Origin of the sequence: Rhodohalobacter sp., from assembly GCF_034521535.1 — a bacterium.
Taxonomy (GTDB): domain Bacteria; phylum Bacteroidota; class Rhodothermia; order Balneolales; family Balneolaceae; genus Rhodohalobacter.
Genome location: NZ_JAXHMF010000004.1, coordinates 64,483 through 81,613 on the forward strand (window position 1 = coordinate 64,483; position 17,131 = coordinate 81,613).

The window sequence follows — 17,131 nt, forward strand, 5'->3', positions numbered from 1 at the left end:
AAATCGTTAATCACTAAACAGCCTATGGGGAAACCGCTACAGAAGGGAATTTTTACAGTTCTGTCTTTATTTCTGGTCTTTTCTATACTCTTTGCACCGGCAACTCATGCGCAGGTTGCAATGGAGGATGAAAGAGGGCTTGAAATTGTTTTCAGTGCTTCCGGTTCCCTTACCCAAACCCAACTCATACAGCTTACACCGGAAGATCTCGCCGGCTTTTATAGCAGTGATGATGCAGCTGTATCGATTACCGATTGGGATGATCGTTCTGATCAGTCCGGGCTCTTCTATATTCAAAGGGGAAATGATGGATTTGCAATCGGCGGTTTAAAACCGGAAAATTCATCCATCCAATCGTCTTTTTTATCTAAATCTTCAAAACAGAACTTCTTCTCAGTTTGACGGCCTGCAGATTGCATTTGATTTGTTATACCTGTCATCACCTGAAATTCGGGACTACTCACTGCAGCTTCGGTATAAAATCGAGAACCAATCATGGACGAAAGTTCCCGGGGCTTTGGTAAGCAGTTCAATGTTGCGCGGTGATGAAGATGGAGATGAATGGAGCACTTTTTCAATTCAGACCTCTTTAGACGGAATCTTATTGAATCGGGATGACAGTATTGAGTTTGAATGGGTGGTAACAGCAACCTCTGCTGATGTTGATGCTGAGGACATTCCTGTCGCATTTCAACAGATAGGATTTTTCCCCGATGTCTTTTCACCCGAGTCAATCGACCGTGGAGATTTGATCGTATCTGAAATTCTGCCATCCACAAATGTTCGCGGTGAATCGGTTGAGTTTATCGAAGTATATAACCCAACTGAAAACTTGAAAAATTTGAAAGGTCTGGAGATTCGTACACAGACCGGATCACACACGATTCGCTCAGATTTTCAAATAGGTCCGCACAGTCTAGCCGTTATGATGTCAGGTGATTCACCGCAGGAATTGACTACGGATCAGGTCTATAAATACAGCGGATCAATTTTGTCCGAGAACGCCGGATATATTGAACTGCATCTTGGTGAAAAGGAGCTGGCAAAAGCTACTTTTGAACGCGGGGATGAAGATCGTTCTTTAGAACTGGATCAAATTGCAAATGCCTTTGACGGGTATTCCAGTCTTCAGCATTTTCGGCCTTCCAATACATCATTTGAGGGTTCTGTATCTGCCACACCCGGAAGTGAAGGAAATACCCAGAAACTATATTCCAAAGAAATTGATGTGCCCGGCTGGCATTTCATTGCACCTCCCGGGTTGCTGGATATGCGGATGAGCCGTTTAAATCCTCAGCAGATTCAATCACTCAAAGTAGATCAAAATCTATCAACTGAACTTGAAGTGAATGAGCCTTTTTTCGTCTTTTTTGAAAGTGAGAGAGAGCGGAAAATTTATTCCAATCAGACAGCTCAAACCGGCCTGAAGCAGGGATTTCCTATATCGGGCAGTGCAGCAAAAGTGTTTACAGCCCCGGGAGACCGGCCATTTATCCTGAACAATCTGAAGGATGAACAGGGACGGACAACTTCTCCGGCTTACCTTTATTGGAACAGTTCGAATCAGCGTTTCCAACTGCTGTATAATGATGAAGCTGAGGTTAGCAGATGGACTCCTTTGATTGCCCATGAATCTGCAGAACTTCCATCTGAGAGATCATCAGAAACAGGGGCAGTGCAGCAGGGTGTTCGTTTGGATCGAATGCTCTCATTCAGGCTTTTTGAGATTATACAGGATGGATCAAAACAGGAACTGGATCAAAGTATCGTTGGCTTTTTAAGGGAGGAGAGGGGTCAGACTGACAAGAGCTTTGATCTGCCAAAACTATTACCGGTCTCTGTGGAAAAGCGTGTTCCAGACGATCTGAACATGCTACACATAACATCTGCTGCCGCTGCAAACAGAGCGAACAGCTTTATACATTTTCAGTATGAACTGGATCAGGAATATGAATTTGGTTTAGGAGTTACATCAACAGACCGAACATATCAGGCAGTTTTAGACTGGTCGGAGATGGAAGATATACCTGATGAGTGGATTTTGACTCTGAAAGACAACCTGACCGGCCGTGAAATTGACATGAAGGAGCAATCCGATTATGAGTTCAGGTTAAATGTTGCTGACAACGGCCTCAATGGGAAAGAAGTTGAACCCGGAACCATAGTACCTTTCAATCCGGAAGATGAAGAACGATTTACGGTATCCATGAAGCCTTTTGAATCTGCGATAGGCATGAGTGAGAAAGACGAGAGGCCCGGCAGTATTGAATTGCGTCAGAACTATCCAAATCCGTTCAATCCATCAACCAATATCGAGTTTTATTTGCCTGAACAGCAGCCTGTAAGAATAGGTGTGTATAATATCGTAGGTCAGCAAGTAGCCTTGCTTGCTGATGAGAGCTATGGGGCCGGGGAGCATGTTATCTCGTGGAATGCCTCAGAAATGCCAAGTGGTGTTTATATCGTCCAGCTTGAAGTGGGAAGTCGAATTTTTACAAGAAAAATAACATTGATTAAGTAGAGATCTTGTGAAGACGACCGTTCAAATTTCTTTTTGTTTGCCAATCGTAGCACGTAGCAACTCTTCATTGGCATTTTCGTCCCAACAAGAATATCTTACAAAGACTCAATTGATTAATTACAATAAAATAAATAACAGCAAAACTATTCATGCAGTTTAAATCAGCTCAGGGCGTTGAAGTGCCTGAAATTGGCTTAGGTACCTACAAACTATTTGGTAAAGAGTGTAAAAAAGTCGTCACCGATGCGTTAAGTATTGGATATCGCCACATTGATACCGCTCAGATGTATAAAAACGAGAAAGAGATCGGTGATGCAATTCAATATTCAAATGTCCCGAGAGAAGACATTTTTCTTACGACTAAAATTTGGCACACAAATCTAGCCCATGATGATGTTCTACAGACTGTAGAGGACAGTCTGACGAATTTAGAATCTCACTATGTAGATCTGCTTCTGATTCACTGGCCCAATAATCAGTACTCACTGGAAAAAACTCTGGAAGCGATGCTTGGTTCTTCGCGACCAGGGAAAAGCGATGAATATCGGTGTCTGTAATTTTCCGCTGGGAATGACTAAGGAAATACTTGAAGAACTCAGGGTGCCAATTTTTACGAACCAGGTAGAGTTTCATCCGTTTTTGGAGCAGTTTGATCTGTTGGATTACTCATATGACAACGATTTTCTTATTACGGCCTACAGTCCGCTTGCGCAGGGCAAAGTAATGGAGAACGAAACGCTCCAGGAAATTGGAGAGGCGTATGGTAAAACACCGGCACAAGTAGCCCTTAGATGGCTGATTGAACAGGAGAATGTAATTGCCATTCCAAAAGCATCATCCAGGGAACATCTGGAAAACAATATCGATATCTTCGATTTTGAATTGGAGGATGAGCATTTTCAGGCCATTGATGACCTTGAGAAAAATCACAGGATTGTAAATCCATCATTTGCACCCGATTGGAGCAAGTAGCTTATCAAATGTAAGGAACGATAGCAGAGGTAAATTACTTGTTAATGTTGTAATAAATCAACATAAAATTAAGAGTTTACATGCTAAAACGATCTGACTATTTCATATTGACCGCCGCATTGGTGTCAATGATTTTATCCATATTTTTATGGTTTTGGGGAAATCAGGACGCCGGACTGTTCGTAGGAATATGGGTACCGTCCATTCTTGGTTTTGGAGCTTATTTTAAAATTCTAAAGTACAGAGCCCGACCATGAATATTCCTTTTATATTTTCATCTGGTATCATCGTGGTTATACTTTTTCTAATAGGATTGATCTATACCTTCAAGGAGTTTAAAGAGATGGAAGATCATCCCGATGATTTCAGGAGAGAACGATCTGATGAACCCAGAATAGTTGATAAGAAAAGAAGCTAAGAGCGCTATCTCCTTAATACTCTCCAGATCTTCAAAATAAACTCTTTATTCGACGGTTATTCTACTTTTTGGATAGTTAGTCATAACAATATTTTGTTCCGCAATGTGATCAGACTTAGCACAAAACATGGTGTTTCTGTCTATTTCTATGAACCGAATATTGCTCCTATTCCATTTCGGCCTACCACCTAATTTTGATCTAAAAAGAAATACCATTTTTTTTCGAAATGATACACCTGCTTGTAAATCAACACATTGTACTTGGTGACAAACTGCGAAGATTAATAGTGGAGAAAACAACACTTCAGCAATTCGAGTTTAAGCTCTGAAGGAGCGACAGAACTTAGCCTCGGGTGAAGCAAAGCGAAACCCGGGGAACTAGATAAGCGCAATATAGGAACCGCCGAACAGAGGGACTGGAAGGTAAAGACGCCCAAAATAGAGGCGGTACCTTACCTGAATAGATCTTACTAAAACATGGTATTTCTGTTCATTTACATGATCCAAATATTGCACTTACTCTATTTGTAATTATTTTCGTATTTCTGATCCGAATTAAAAATACCATGTTGTTTGTAATGTTGATTTGTGAACTTCACTCCCAATATGAAACAGACGATGCTATCGGTATTTTCTCATCATTTTTAAACAGCGTTTGAATCAGTCGATCATCTTCCTGACTGGTTTTTAGAAAGATCCGATCTCCCCGAACACTTTCCGACTGGTACTGAATCTCCATTTCCCGGCATAATTTATTCTCTTCACGCTGATAACCCGTCATCCAATCGATATAGCGAACATTGTTGACGTGATAATTCATATCCAGATCGTTCAAGCCCACGATGGTAATAAATTTTGAATCATCAGGTACCAATGGTTTGATCGGATTCTTTTTTGGCTCAACGGTGTGCTCTTTATCCTTAACACCCAATTCAGCGATCTCCGACGGTGTGCGTACCGGGCGCTTCGATTTCATGTCCAGCACCATCCATTGGCTGATTGCGTGGGCTAAAAGATCTCCCGATTCTGATCTCATCTCATAATCACGAAATGCACGGAGACCGTCTCCGGCAGACGGCCATGTGGTTACGTTTACCTCTTCCCATCTTTTTGGAAGATTCAACACCTTCACATGCATTTTGTAGAGCACCCAGGTCAGATCTTTTTCATGAAGCTGCGAGATGTCAAAATTCAGATGGTTGGCATGAATGCCGGCAGCTTCCTGGAAATAGTTGCAGATGGAGGAGAAGGTGGCTTTTTCATTCCGGTCTACTTCGTACGAGCGGACTTTGAAGGGGATGGTGTAGATTTTGTCCATGATGAATGATGTTGTAACAGGTTAGACTGTCAATTATGTAACATAAGAAATTTGTGTACGGATTTGGAACGTAAATGGACTTGTTATCGGAATTATTGAGGGATTAAACCCCGTTCGGGGTTTTGATATTTAATGTAATTCTTAAGAGGCTGTCCAAAAGGTACATTAGTTTAAATAGCGCTTAAATAATTTAGTTTTTCCTTCAGACTCACCCTATATCCCTCTCTAACTAATAGAGAGGGATATAAAGTCTAAATTATTTAAGCTTGGTTTTGTGTTGATTCACTTTTTGGACAACCTCCTATTTACATTCAAACCCTGTTAGGGTTGGGCAATGTTTCATTTTTTAGGAAGAACAGGAGTACGGGTATTTTTAGAGGAAGAGTATAAATAAGGCTCTATGATGATTAGTGTGGATAATTAAAATAGCACATATATTGTTGCATCCTGGTTGATTGTGTTCGCAGTACATGACAATAGGAACGTATTTATTTTTACATCGATGAACTTGCTTGCCCCAAAAGGGGCAAAGTCAATAACATAGTGCAGCGCACTATGCCAGGTGTTACCACTAAATAAATGCCCTGAAAGGGCGCAATCCAGACAAATCTATTCTATGCCACAGTCTCTTTCCAAAGTATACACACATCTGATATTCAGCACAAAACATAGAAAAAACCTAATCGATGATTCGATCGAAAATGATCTTTACAATTATATCGGAGGGATCTGTAAAGATATGGAATGCAATCCTATACAAGTAGGCGGACATAAAAACCATGTTCATATTTTATGCCTCCTGTCAAGAAAAATTACCCAAATGAAACTGCTACAGGAAATTAAACAGGGCTCATCCAAATGGATTAAAACGATGGATGATCGATATACCAATTTTTACTGGTCCCGAAAGCATTCGGGAGATACGGAAGTTTCTCGGTATCTCCGAAAGTAGTAAACTCAGTTATTGAATACATTAAAAATCAGCATGAACATCATCAAATAATGAGCTTTAAAGATGAGTACAGGAAGTTTTTAAAGAATTACGGTGTTGATTTTGATGAACGATATGTATGGGATTAATTGGACAGGCCGCCCCCTGTGAACCCGACCTGATGGGACCGGCGCCCGCGTTGGGGCTGTTGGATGGGTTGATTGGCTTTCATCGCGCGTTGCACGATGTTACTGACCGACGCTCCTTTGGAGCTAAATCATGTTAAAACGTAGAGTAGAATTTGATGGTTCTATGTATTTGGTATAGATCAAAAATCCATGGAAATTGCCCATTTTTATAACTTAAAAACAAGTTGAATTTTTAAAATCCACACCCACACATTTCAACACAGAACCATAATAATTATCTCTTGAACCCTGATTTCTGAACTTATCAACACGTCTGTGGAAAAGAAATTTTTGATTGTTTGCCGGATGACCGTAGCTTTAAAACAGTTCTTTGGAATAGTAAAAGCGTGGTGTCCCGGTTGATGCAATAGCCGCCGGGATGAAAAGGGAATTCCGTTTAAATCGGAAACTGTACCCGCAACTGTGAGTTCAGAGCCAAACTTTTGGTATCTGTTGATCCTCATCTTGCCACTGTCTGTACAGATCAGACGGGAAGGTTGAATCAGCAGCTGAACAAGTCAGGAGACCTGCCACTGTTTCTATTTCCCAGAAAACTTTCGGGAGTTAAAGTTTTCGGAACGATTCACCGTAATCGAATACAAAATCCTATTTCCATGAAAATTCTATCTGTGCAAACACTGTTTGCAACCCTATTCCTATATCTATGTTTAATATTCCCTCAATTTACTCAGGCACAAGCCGTTGCCGATACTCTGACTCTTGAAGAGATCACGGTTCAGTCCACCCGGTTTGATACCGAAAGAAAGAATCAGCCCATTTCCGTTACCCGTTTTTCCGCCGAGGAGCTGGAACTCTACGGCACCGGAAGCATCGCCGAACTGATCGGTAAGAGAAGCTCAGCCATGATTCGTGAATATGGACCCGGCGGACTCTCCACACTGTCGATGAGAGGCTACAGCCCGGGACGCACCCAGGTTGTCTGGAACAATTTTAATTTGAATGATCCGGTCAATGGAGTGTTCGATCTGACTCTGATGCCATCCAACTTTATCCGCTCGATGGAGCTGAGTGCAGGTAACAGCAGCACGGCTTACGGCAGTTCGGCCGCCGGAGGAACTCTCTACCTCGATTCAGGTGTAGCAGCCAGTAACTACTCAGCCTGGCAGACACTTGGCAGCTACGGACAGAATATCCAGGGGGTAAACCTGAACCACAGATCCGGGAGCTGGCATGCCGGACTCTCCCTGCAGCGTGAAGCATCAGACAACGATTTTAAATTTGAAAACAATGGCGAGACTCAGACCCGCGATAACAACAGGGTAGAGGCTTTTAACGGACTTGTGAATGCAGGCTATGAAACCGAGCCACTCTCACTGAAGACAACGCTCTGGTTCTACGATGTGGAGAATCAGTCTCCCGGATCACTGACGTTTCCAAGTGAAACAGCCGTTCAGGATGACCGCGCGCTTCGATCGGCTACAAACATCGAGTACCGCTTTGACAATAGCCGGCTCTACAGCAACATCGTATACAGTGATGCCGATACCGACTATACCGATGAGGCTTTTGCAATTGAAAGTGAAACAAATATTAAATCCTTTTCAAATGAGATCGGGTGGAGTCAGCAGTGGCTGAATAACCTGAAGACAGATCAATCAGCCCGTTTTTTGGTAAACAGAGTGGAGAGCTCAAATTTTGACCAAAACGAATCGCAGTTCAATTTTGCCTATCGACTGAACAGTGAGTGGCAACCGGACGAATCCCTCAGATTGTTTGGAGGAATCCGGTACGACTACTATGAAACAGCAGGTGATGCCGTCAGCGGTTCCCTGGGAGCCAACTACAACCTGCTTGGCGATGCATTGATCCTGAGAGGACAGTGGAGCCGTAATTTTGTTGCGCCGACCCTGAATGATCTCTACTGGCCAAACGCGGGGAATCCCGACCTGGAGCCGGAAACGAATCAGAAGGGTGAGTTGGGAATTTTATCCATCCACGAATATGCCGGCGGACGGTTTGAGGCAGAGGTCAACGGATTTACAGGAACTCAAACAGACGGAATTCTCTGGGTATTTGGGCAGGACGGTCTTTCGGTCCGAAACGTCAACGAAATTGAGACAAATGGATTTGAGCTGAACCTTAAAAATGATTTTCAGTTTACCTCAGATCTGACGCTCACTGTGGAAGGAGGTACCGTTTATACGGACGCTACGATCACAGATGATGAATCCAATCCCGGTGCGGAGGGAGGTCAGCTTGTCTATGTGCCTGAATGGTCACACAGAGCTCACCTGAATTTGAACTGGAAGAACTTCACGGCCGGAACAGATATCCGTTATACCGGGGAGCGCTACACTACGCAGGATAACAGTCAGGCAGAACCGCTGGGTTCATTTACCGAGACCGATCTGTTTGGCCGAATCAATCTTCCGGTTGACAACTACCGGATCAGCGTAACCGCTCGTGTCCGCAATCTCGGAGACAGCCAGAACCAGTTTATCAATGGGTACCCGCTGCCCGGTCGATCCTACCTGGTCACTGCCCGATTTGGCTTCAATCCCTGATCCATTCAGCCCTGCACAGTATAAGTATTAATACCTATAGGAATTGGTCATTATTAAAAGGATCGGCAGAATTCGCACTGATTATAATTACACTTCCTGCCATCGGCGGGAGGTGTAGTGGTGCGAATCCTTTACCACTAATCATGTATTAAAAATTACTATATATCTGTGTATTCAAAAATAGAAATAATAATTGAAAAGAAGCCAAACCTGAAACAGGTTGCTGAATAGAAGATGTTGAAAATAAATATCCTGCGATACGATGAAAGCACAGGATTTGTGGTAATCTAGCTCTAATGTGGATAACTAGGACAAATTGTGGATAACTCACAAATCAAGCTTTAAGGGCTTAAAACCGTGTTAATTATCCACAGGGCGGTGTTGATATCGTGTGAAGGTTGTATAAATCGATCTGAGATGGATTCGATCGGCCTTCATTCGGGTGGATTGGTTGTCAAGTTAAAATTCAATTTATTATCCAACTTTTTCTAATGTGGATAACTCGGTGAATTTGTGGAAAAGTAATTGAATTTTTTCTTGCTGTCATACCTCCGCTCGGATATATTACCAAGCACAATATTTAGCAATACCCGGTTGGTGTGATCAACCAAAATGTCATCTCACGAGAAGCAAGTAATTAGTAATCAGATACGTTAAGAATAAGTTAAGGAGTAATACCTATGCAATTTAGCCGACTATATACGAAAGCAGACTGGAAGACCCCGTTTGATTCCATCAAATTTGAAAAGAGAAAATCAGAGATTAAAAACCCCGACGGGTCTGTCATCTTTAAAATGGAGAATGTTGTTGTACCAAAATCCTGGTCACAGGTAGCAACCGACATTATTGCCCAGAAATATTTTCGTAAGGCCGGTGTTCCTGCTAAGCTGAAAAAAATTGAAGAGAAGGGTGTGCCGGAATGGTTGCAGCGTTCCGAGCCGGATGAGAAAGCCCTCAAAAAGATGGATGAAGAGGAGCGTTACTCCCATGAAATTGACAGCCGGCAGGTATTTCATCGTTTGGCAGGCTGCTGGACCTACTGGGGATGGAAGCACGACTACTTCGATTCTGAAGATCATGCCAAAGTATTTTACGAAGAACTCTGCCACATGCTGGCTAACCAGATGGCGGCTCCCAACAGTCCGCAGTGGTTCAACACCGGACTGCACTGGGCATACGGAATTAACGGACCGGCTCAGGGCCACTACTATGTAGACGGCAAGACCGGCAAACTTACCAAATCAAAAGATGCCTATACGCATCCGCAACCGCACGCATGCTTTATCCAAAGCGTGGATGACGACCTTGTGAATGAAGGCGGAATCATGGACCTGTGGGTTCGTGAGGCGAGACTCTTTAAATATGGCTCCGGAACCGGATCCAACTTTTCAGCACTTCGCGGATCGGGCGAACCGTTGAGCGGCGGCGGAAAATCATCCGGACTGATGAGCTTCCTGAAGATCGGTGACCGCGCTGCCGGTGCGATCAAATCAGGCGGTACAACAAGACGGGCTGCCAAGATGGTAACGCTCGATCTGGATCACCCGGACATCGAAGAGTATATCAACTGGAAGGTGAGAGAGGAGCAGAAAGTGGCTTCTATCGTAGCCGGATCAAAAATTACCGAGAAGTATCTGAAACGAATCATCAACCTGTGCCACGAACCGGTGGAAGTTGACGGACAATCCTATAACGGTGCGATCAGTCGCGATCCGCTGAAAAACAAAGAGCTGGGACGCACAATTCGTGAGGCGAAACAGCATCAGGTGCCGCTCAACTATATCGAGCGCGTGATTCAGCTTGCTGCACAGGGCTTCACCGATATCGAATTTGATACCTACGACACCGACTGGAATTCCGAAGCGTACATGACGGTAAGCGGTCAGAACTCCAACAACTCCGTTCGCATACCGAACAGCTTTATGAAGGCCGTTGTGGACAACGAAGAGTGGAATCTCTACGGACGTGTTGAGATGAAAAACGCCAAGAAAGAGAATCGTGAGCCGGAGCCGATGAAGACGCTTCAGGCGCGTGATCTCTGGGATCAGATCTCCTACGCGGCGTGGTCATGTGCCGATCCGGGAACGCAGTATCACGATACGATCAACGAATGGCACACCTGCCCGGAAGACGGCCCGATCAAGGCGAGTAATCCGTGTTCAGAATATATGTTCCTCGACAACACTGCGTGTAACCTCGCATCGCTCAACCTGATGAAGTTCTTCAAGGATGAGGACTGCAAGCAGTTTGATGTGGAGTCGATTCGTCACGCAACCCGACTCTGGACTACTGTTCTGGAGATCGCGGTTCTGATGGCGCAGTTCCCTTCAAAAGAGATTGCGGATCTTTCCTACAAATTCCGAACACTCGGACTCGGTTATGCCAACCTGGGAGCAGCCCTGATGGTTCAGGGTGCACCGTACGACAGTGAGCGCGGATGTGCTATTGCGGGTTCAATTACGTCGATCATGCATATGAAATCGTACGCAACCAGTGCGGAACTGGCCAAAGAGCTGGGCACGTTTGAAGGATATGAGCGAAACAAAGAGCACATGCAGCGCGTGCTTCGCAACCACCGCCGGGCGGCCTACAACGTGGCTCCCGAAGAGTATGAGGATCTGACCATCAGGCCGAAAGGAATTGATGCGAATCAGTGTCCGGGCTATCTGCTGAAAGCGGCCCGCGAAGATGCCGATCAGGCAGTGAAGCTGGGTGAAGAGAACGGATTCAGAAATGCGCAGGTAACCGTGATTGCACCGACCGGAACCATCGGTCTGGTGATGGACTGCGATACCACAGGAATTGAGCCGGACTTTGCGCTTGTGAAGTTCAAGAAGCTGGCCGGCGGCGGTTACTTCAAGATTATCAACCAGAGTGTGCCGCTTGCGCTGAAGAATCTCGGGTACAAGCCGAAGCAGATTGATGAGATTATCAACTATGCGAAAGGGTACGGTACCCTGGAAGGTTGTCCTCATATCAATCCGGAAACGCTGAAAGAGAAAGGATTTACCGACAAGCAGCTGGATGCCGTAAATGAGGCACTGCCCGGCAGTTTTGATATCAAATTTGCGTTTAACCAGTGGACACTGGGCGAGGATTTCTGCAAGGATGTTCTCGATATCAGCGAAGAGCAGCTTTCCGATTTCAACTTTGATATGCTGCGATACCTCGGATTCAGCAGAGAGCAGATTCAGGAAGCGAACGACTATGTTTGCGGAACCATGACGGTTGAGGGAGCTCCTCACCTGAAGGATGAACACCTGGCGGTTTTTGACTGCGCGAACAAGTGCGGCCGAACCGGTACGCGATACATCTCTGCAAAAGGGCATATCAACATGATGGCGGCGGCACAGCCGTTTATCTCCGGTGCGATCTCCAAGACGATCAACCTGCCGAATGAGGCAACCGTTGAGGATATCAAGGAGGCGTACATGCTCTCATGGCAGCTGATGCTGAAAGCGAACGCGCTCTACAGAGACGGATCGAAACTGAGTCAGCCGCTCAACTCCATGAGTGATGTGCTCGAAGAGCTGGAAGATGAGGATGATCCAGACAGCATGGCGGCACAGGATAACGTGGTGAAAACCGCTGAGAAGATCATTCACAAGTATGTGGCTCGCCGGCAGCGATTGCCGTTCAGACGAAGCGGATATACTCAGAAAGTGAAGATTGGCGGACAGAGCGTCTATGTGAGAACCGGTGAGTATGAAAACGGACAGCTCGGTGAGATCTTCATCGACATGCACCGGGAGGGAGCGGCCTTCAGAAGTCTGATGAACTGCTTTGCGATCTCCATTTCACTCGGCCTGCAGCACGGCGTACCGCTCGAAGAGTTTGTGGATGCGTTTGTATTCACCAAGTTTGAGCCAAGCGGCATGGTAGCCGGAAGCCCTCACGTGAAGATGACCACGTCGGTGATCGACTACATCTTCCGCGAGCTGGCGGTAACCTACCTTGAGCGGGATGATCTGGCTCATGTCTCTCCAGAAGAGATTATGACCCGGAAACTGCGTCCGTCCGAAGAGGATGAGCTCGAAGAGCAGGTAGCGAAGAAAGTGCATCAGAAAAAACATCCGGTTACTGAAACGGAAGGTGCTGCAAAGATAGAACTTGAAGACGAAGCAGAAACAGACTATGACCGGGCGAAGCAGCTCGGTTATACAGGCGACTCGTGCCCCGAGTGCGGGAGCATGACGATGATCCGGAATGGGACATGCCAGAAGTGCATAACGTGCGGATCTACGACAGGGTGCTCCTGATTTAGCAATCGAATAGGCTAGTCTTTTTTCAGCCCGGCGGACGGAAAATCCGTCGGGTTGTTTTTTTATGGGCTGGCGAGACGCGAGAGGCCAGAGGCGAGTTGTTCTGCCGTGCAACGAGTTGACAATTTTATCATTACTACGTCACTTCGAGCCTTTCGGCAAGCTCAAGACAGGCTGCAGTCTAGAAGCCAGATGCGAGTTGCTGTGAAAATTTTATCCTTACGTCACTTCGAGCGCAGTGTTAACGGAGACGAGAAGTAAGTGCCATGAAACAACGAGTTCTCGTCTTCGCTCGAACTGACGATTGGAAAAATATTTACAGAGTACGATCATCCGAGTTCAATAGATTTAGTCACGCAACAGATATTTCGACACCGAGAATGATAACATAGCACACAGCTACTGCCCGTGTAGCGAGAGGGCAGATTTTCTTTCAGATCAGAAGTACGTTGAAATCCGGAAGAAAGAGAGAAACGGAAGATGACCGGAAAAATAACATACGGACATCCGACCGAACCTGAGAATCCTTTTATCCGGCAATGATGATGCTTTATTGAGCGGTTAAGGATGATTCGGAATATGATAAGACATTCAATGAGATAGATGGAGTGTCGGATAATTATATGTTATGCGTACTTAATTAAACATTTACATCATGAGAATACAATGAGAATATTGATATTGTCAATTTGACATTTTAGCAATAAAGGATCTAGCAATCTTAAAATCGAGACTAATTCTTGAGATAGAATGACTCAGGATAATCTATAATATCTAGTAAGCTTTAGACTCTTATTTCAGAAATAGTTGGAACTCAGATAATTGTACATGGAACATAGAATGGATATAACTGAGATTACAATTCGATGTAATTTACCTATTTGATAATAAATGCATTGATAGCAACATCGATGCTGATAGATTAAGTTACTTAAGTATACATTTGAAATTCAAGTATCGGTAGGACTAATCAGAAATCTTTTAAATACGTGTAACAATATTGATGATTCAAGATCAAAATGTTATCTAGTTAAACGAATTAGTATTAATAAGTAGTTATTCTGAAATTGATGAATTATAATCATGCAGTTGAGATTATAAGTTCTGAAAAGTCAGATATGATGAATGACAGATGCAAATTGAAGAATCTATAAAGCATGATGGTATTAATTAATCTATGATTATATGTAAACAATACGACAACCTAGAACATCAGTATTGAATTATTATTTAATGAGCAAGTAATGCAAGATTTACAATGATGAATCTATCAGAAACAGATTCATGTAATTGCTTAGATGAATCATTAGAAAATAATTATGATTAACATCAATATAATTAGAGAAACTATGTACAAGTGACTTGACAAACATTTAGACTATAACCAATGATCTAGAAAAGAATTAAGATTTACAACATTTAATGCTCAGTCAGCAATGGAGACAACTTGATGAAATCATAATAAAGATCTTGAAAATATTAGAATGATATTTTGAATTTGATATCGATTAGGAATCATTCAACATTATGGTACAGATGATTCCAAAACATTATATAGCTGACATCGAAATGGTAGAACTGCCGAAATAGTTATGCGTCAAATCATCAAGATTACTTGGAGATTATATAGATAAATTCACCAATTGTCAGTTATTTAAACCAAGATTGAGACATCATAGTAAGTCGAATGACTTAGAAATTATATACGTCAAAGCTGAATATGTATTTGAAATAGTTATTAACATGGTAAAATTTGCAGATCTTGAGAATGTAATATAGAGACTATTTCTGAATTAGGAGAACTGATGAATCATTTCAGTTCTCTAGATCATGTTAGCTAGTAGCTTCTCAAATATTGATGAAGAAGGCTACATTAGCAGATTCATGAATTGATAAATGTTCGAAAATCAATAGGCAATTCTTAGTAAGCTCAGATAAGGAAGTTGACTTGGTATATCAGCAAATAGAAATTCTAGTAGATCAAGTATGAAAAGATTAGATGAAGCTTAACTTAGAAGACGTTCATTGAAAACAAGTCACCTGAAGATGAGATTTCGGTAAGTACTTCCAGCTCTATTCGATGATAATGCAAATGCAGAATAAGCTCATGATTAAGCAAGAGTCAGATTTTGAGGTGAATTGTCAAACAGAAATGATCAGATGCTAACGGATGATTCTGGATGAATGATACTTGCAGTACATTAGGGTACTATTGATGTAATGAATTTATAGTAAATTACAGTAACTGTACATTAACAAGAGTTATAGCGGACGATTTATCGTTATTTACTCAATTCAAAACTGATTGCCGCGCCGCTTAAACGCTAGAACCGTTATCTCATATCACTACACTCACAACATGCCTCTCAGAACATTCACTCTCGCGAGTATCGGATTCCTGACCCTCACTCTTTCCTGTGCTCAGACAAATCCCCAAACCTTTCAGTGTTCTGAATATGAGTGGCAGTCCGTTCAGGACCTGGTCTTTCCCTACCTGGAGGATGAGATGCAGACCGCTATGGTGATGCAGGCACAGAGTTCAGAGTATCAGCCTGCTGCCGCGGCTGATTTTGCCCTCACGTTTGAGGAGGCCTATCCCGATTCGGTGACGGCGCTGTTGCAGAAAATTGAAAAATGCCAGGGGAGTCCTTCTTGAATATCCGCCAATCAACCCCGAAAGATAACCCTGCCATTCGAAATCTGCATCTGAGTGCGTTTCCAAAAGAGGAGAGAGAGGTGGTGGCAAAACTGGCAGCGGACCTGATTTCTGAACCGACTGAACCTGAAACGCTATCTCTTGTGGCGGAAACGGATGGCGGAGATCTTGCAGGGCACGTGGTTTTTAGTCCGGTCCGGATCAATAATCACGACGAAATAGCAGGCTACATTTTGGCCCCGCTTGGGGTGAGTCCGGAGCATCAGAATCAGGGAGTTGGGTCTGCATTGATCAAGCAAGGGCTGGAATGGCTTGCCAGTAAAGGCGTTCATCTGGTGTTTGTGTATGGCGATCCGGCCTACTATGGCAGATATGGCTTTGATGCCGGGACAGCAGTAAACTATCAACCGAAGTTTGAGATGGAGTTCCCATTTGGGTGGCAGGCGTTGGTTTTAAATCCAAAGGGTGAGGAGGGACCGGATCAACCGGTAACGATTACCTTTGTACCCGCCCTACAGGATCCGGGGCTATGGTGATGGTTTGTTGTTTATTTTAATGTCAGTTCAAGATAAAGAACTCCAAAAAGTCCCCCTTCGACCAGTCTTCCAAAGCTTTAGCGAAGGGAGAAGGGGGCGAGGGGGATGACCTGATGGATAAATATTCACATTGATAATTCATCATTTAGCTTCGAATCTATTACTATTCATCCCCATTGTTCTCCGACAGCAGTCGGATGGACACTTTCTACCAAATTCTTTCACGAACTCATGTTATTTTAAGAATATTGGGCACTTTTAAAAAAAGTCTGAGAGACAATGATGTATTGGTAAGAATTCACTCAGCATCCATCAATGACTGGGATTGGGGGTTGGACAGAGGCAAGCCATTTGTTACTGATTCTATTTTTTAAAACGATAATCAAAATAAAAGCAACACCACAATAAAGTGTATAGTGCATACCTTTCAGGATACTCACCATACACAAAACGTTGTTAGAATTGTCTTCATACCATAGAATCAGTAGATTTATTTTTATGATGATAAAAAAAACCACTTATCAATTGGATAGCGAATTATGGAAGATGAATACGTTATTAACGGAGTAGATAAATTTAGAAGTGCCTCTCTCAGTGAGCTTCCCAAGGAAATTGTTGAACTGCTGCAGATGTCGGATGAAAGTTCAAAAAAAGAGTGTATAGAACACTCAAACTCAAGATCAATTCTTGGTAGAAAATGAAAAATGTTCTTTGGACGCCGGTTGCCAGAGATTCCCAAAGGGGACGGATCTTCGTGAGGTGACCGATCAGCGTATTAAAACCGTTGAGCGTCACCTCAATAAT

The 17,131-nt window shown here is 43.5% G+C and carries 12 protein-coding genes and 1 riboswitch; of the genes, 11 read left to right on the top strand and 1 reads right to left on the bottom strand.

The genetic code is table 11. The features are described from left to right. The first annotated feature begins 24 nt into the window (after nucleotides 1–24). From U5K35_RS06045 to U5K35_RS06065, 5 genes are all read left to right on the top strand, one after another. Nucleotides 25–402, top strand: a complete 378-nt coding sequence (locus tag U5K35_RS06045; protein ID WP_322570583.1) for a hypothetical protein — start codon at nucleotides 25–27, stop codon at nucleotides 400–402. A gap of 22 nt (nucleotides 403–424) precedes the next feature. Continuing rightward, entirely contained in the window at nucleotides 425–2,521 is a 2,097-nt protein-coding gene (locus tag U5K35_RS06050; protein WP_322570584.1) for a T9SS type A sorting domain-containing protein, read from the top strand. A 149-nt stretch (nucleotides 2,522–2,670) separates the two neighbouring features. Beyond that, on the top strand, nucleotides 2,671–3,078 hold the full coding sequence (locus U5K35_RS06055) for an aldo/keto reductase (protein ID WP_322570585.1): 408 nt from the start codon (nucleotides 2,671–2,673) through the stop codon (nucleotides 3,076–3,078). Continuing rightward, the gene (locus tag U5K35_RS06060) at nucleotides 3,059–3,493 is read left to right on the top strand and encodes an aldo/keto reductase (protein ID WP_322570627.1); all 435 of its coding nucleotides are present in this window, start codon (nucleotides 3,059–3,061) and stop codon (nucleotides 3,491–3,493) included. Before U5K35_RS06055 ends, U5K35_RS06060 begins: the two co-directional genes overlap by 20 nt. 253 nt (nucleotides 3,494–3,746) lie before the next feature. Next, on the top strand, nucleotides 3,747–3,911 hold the full coding sequence (locus U5K35_RS06065; RefSeq protein WP_322570586.1) for a hypothetical protein: 165 nt from the start codon (nucleotides 3,747–3,749) through the stop codon (nucleotides 3,909–3,911). A 595-nt stretch (nucleotides 3,912–4,506) separates the two neighbouring features. On the opposite strand, the gene U5K35_RS06070 is transcribed toward U5K35_RS06065, so the two are convergent. Continuing rightward, nucleotides 4,507–5,229, bottom strand: a complete 723-nt coding sequence (locus U5K35_RS06070) for an acyl-[acyl-carrier-protein] thioesterase (RefSeq protein ID WP_322570587.1) — start codon at nucleotides 5,227–5,229, stop codon at nucleotides 4,507–4,509. A 616-nt stretch (nucleotides 5,230–5,845) separates the two neighbouring features. On the opposite strand from U5K35_RS06070, the gene U5K35_RS19545 reads away from it, so the two are divergent. The 6 genes from U5K35_RS19545 to U5K35_RS06095 all read left to right on the top strand — a co-directional run bounded on the left by U5K35_RS19545 (nucleotide 5,846) and on the right by U5K35_RS06095 (nucleotide 17,028). Next, nucleotides 5,846–6,181: an IS200/IS605 family transposase gene (locus U5K35_RS19545; RefSeq protein WP_416221592.1), complete on the top strand. Its 336-nt coding sequence runs from the start codon at nucleotides 5,846–5,848 to the stop codon at nucleotides 6,179–6,181. Nucleotides 6,182–6,679: 498 nt separating this feature from the next. Beyond that, a riboswitch (cobalamin riboswitch) is annotated at nucleotides 6,680–6,898 on the top strand. Nucleotides 6,899–6,962: 64 nt separating this feature from the next. Further along, complete coding sequence (locus U5K35_RS06075) at nucleotides 6,963–8,873, top strand: TonB-dependent receptor (protein WP_322570588.1); 1,911 nt, start codon at nucleotides 6,963–6,965, stop codon at nucleotides 8,871–8,873. A gap of 680 nt (nucleotides 8,874–9,553) precedes the next feature. Then, entirely contained in the window at nucleotides 9,554–13,132 is a 3,579-nt protein-coding gene (locus tag U5K35_RS06080) for a vitamin B12-dependent ribonucleotide reductase (protein ID WP_322570589.1), read from the top strand. Nucleotides 13,133–15,494: 2,362 nt separating this feature from the next. Beyond that, nucleotides 15,495–15,791: a hypothetical protein gene (locus U5K35_RS06085; RefSeq protein ID WP_322570590.1), complete on the top strand. Its 297-nt coding sequence runs from the start codon at nucleotides 15,495–15,497 to the stop codon at nucleotides 15,789–15,791. Continuing rightward, nucleotides 15,788–16,327, top strand: coding sequence for an N-acetyltransferase (locus tag U5K35_RS06090; RefSeq protein ID WP_322570591.1), 540 nt, complete (start codon nucleotides 15,788–15,790; stop codon nucleotides 16,325–16,327). The genes U5K35_RS06085 and U5K35_RS06090 overlap by 4 nt, the downstream gene beginning before the upstream one ends. A gap of 539 nt (nucleotides 16,328–16,866) precedes the next feature. Further along, nucleotides 16,867–17,028: a hypothetical protein gene (locus tag U5K35_RS06095; protein WP_322570592.1), complete on the top strand. Its 162-nt coding sequence runs from the start codon at nucleotides 16,867–16,869 to the stop codon at nucleotides 17,026–17,028. Nucleotides 17,029–17,131 lie beyond the last annotated feature (103 nt).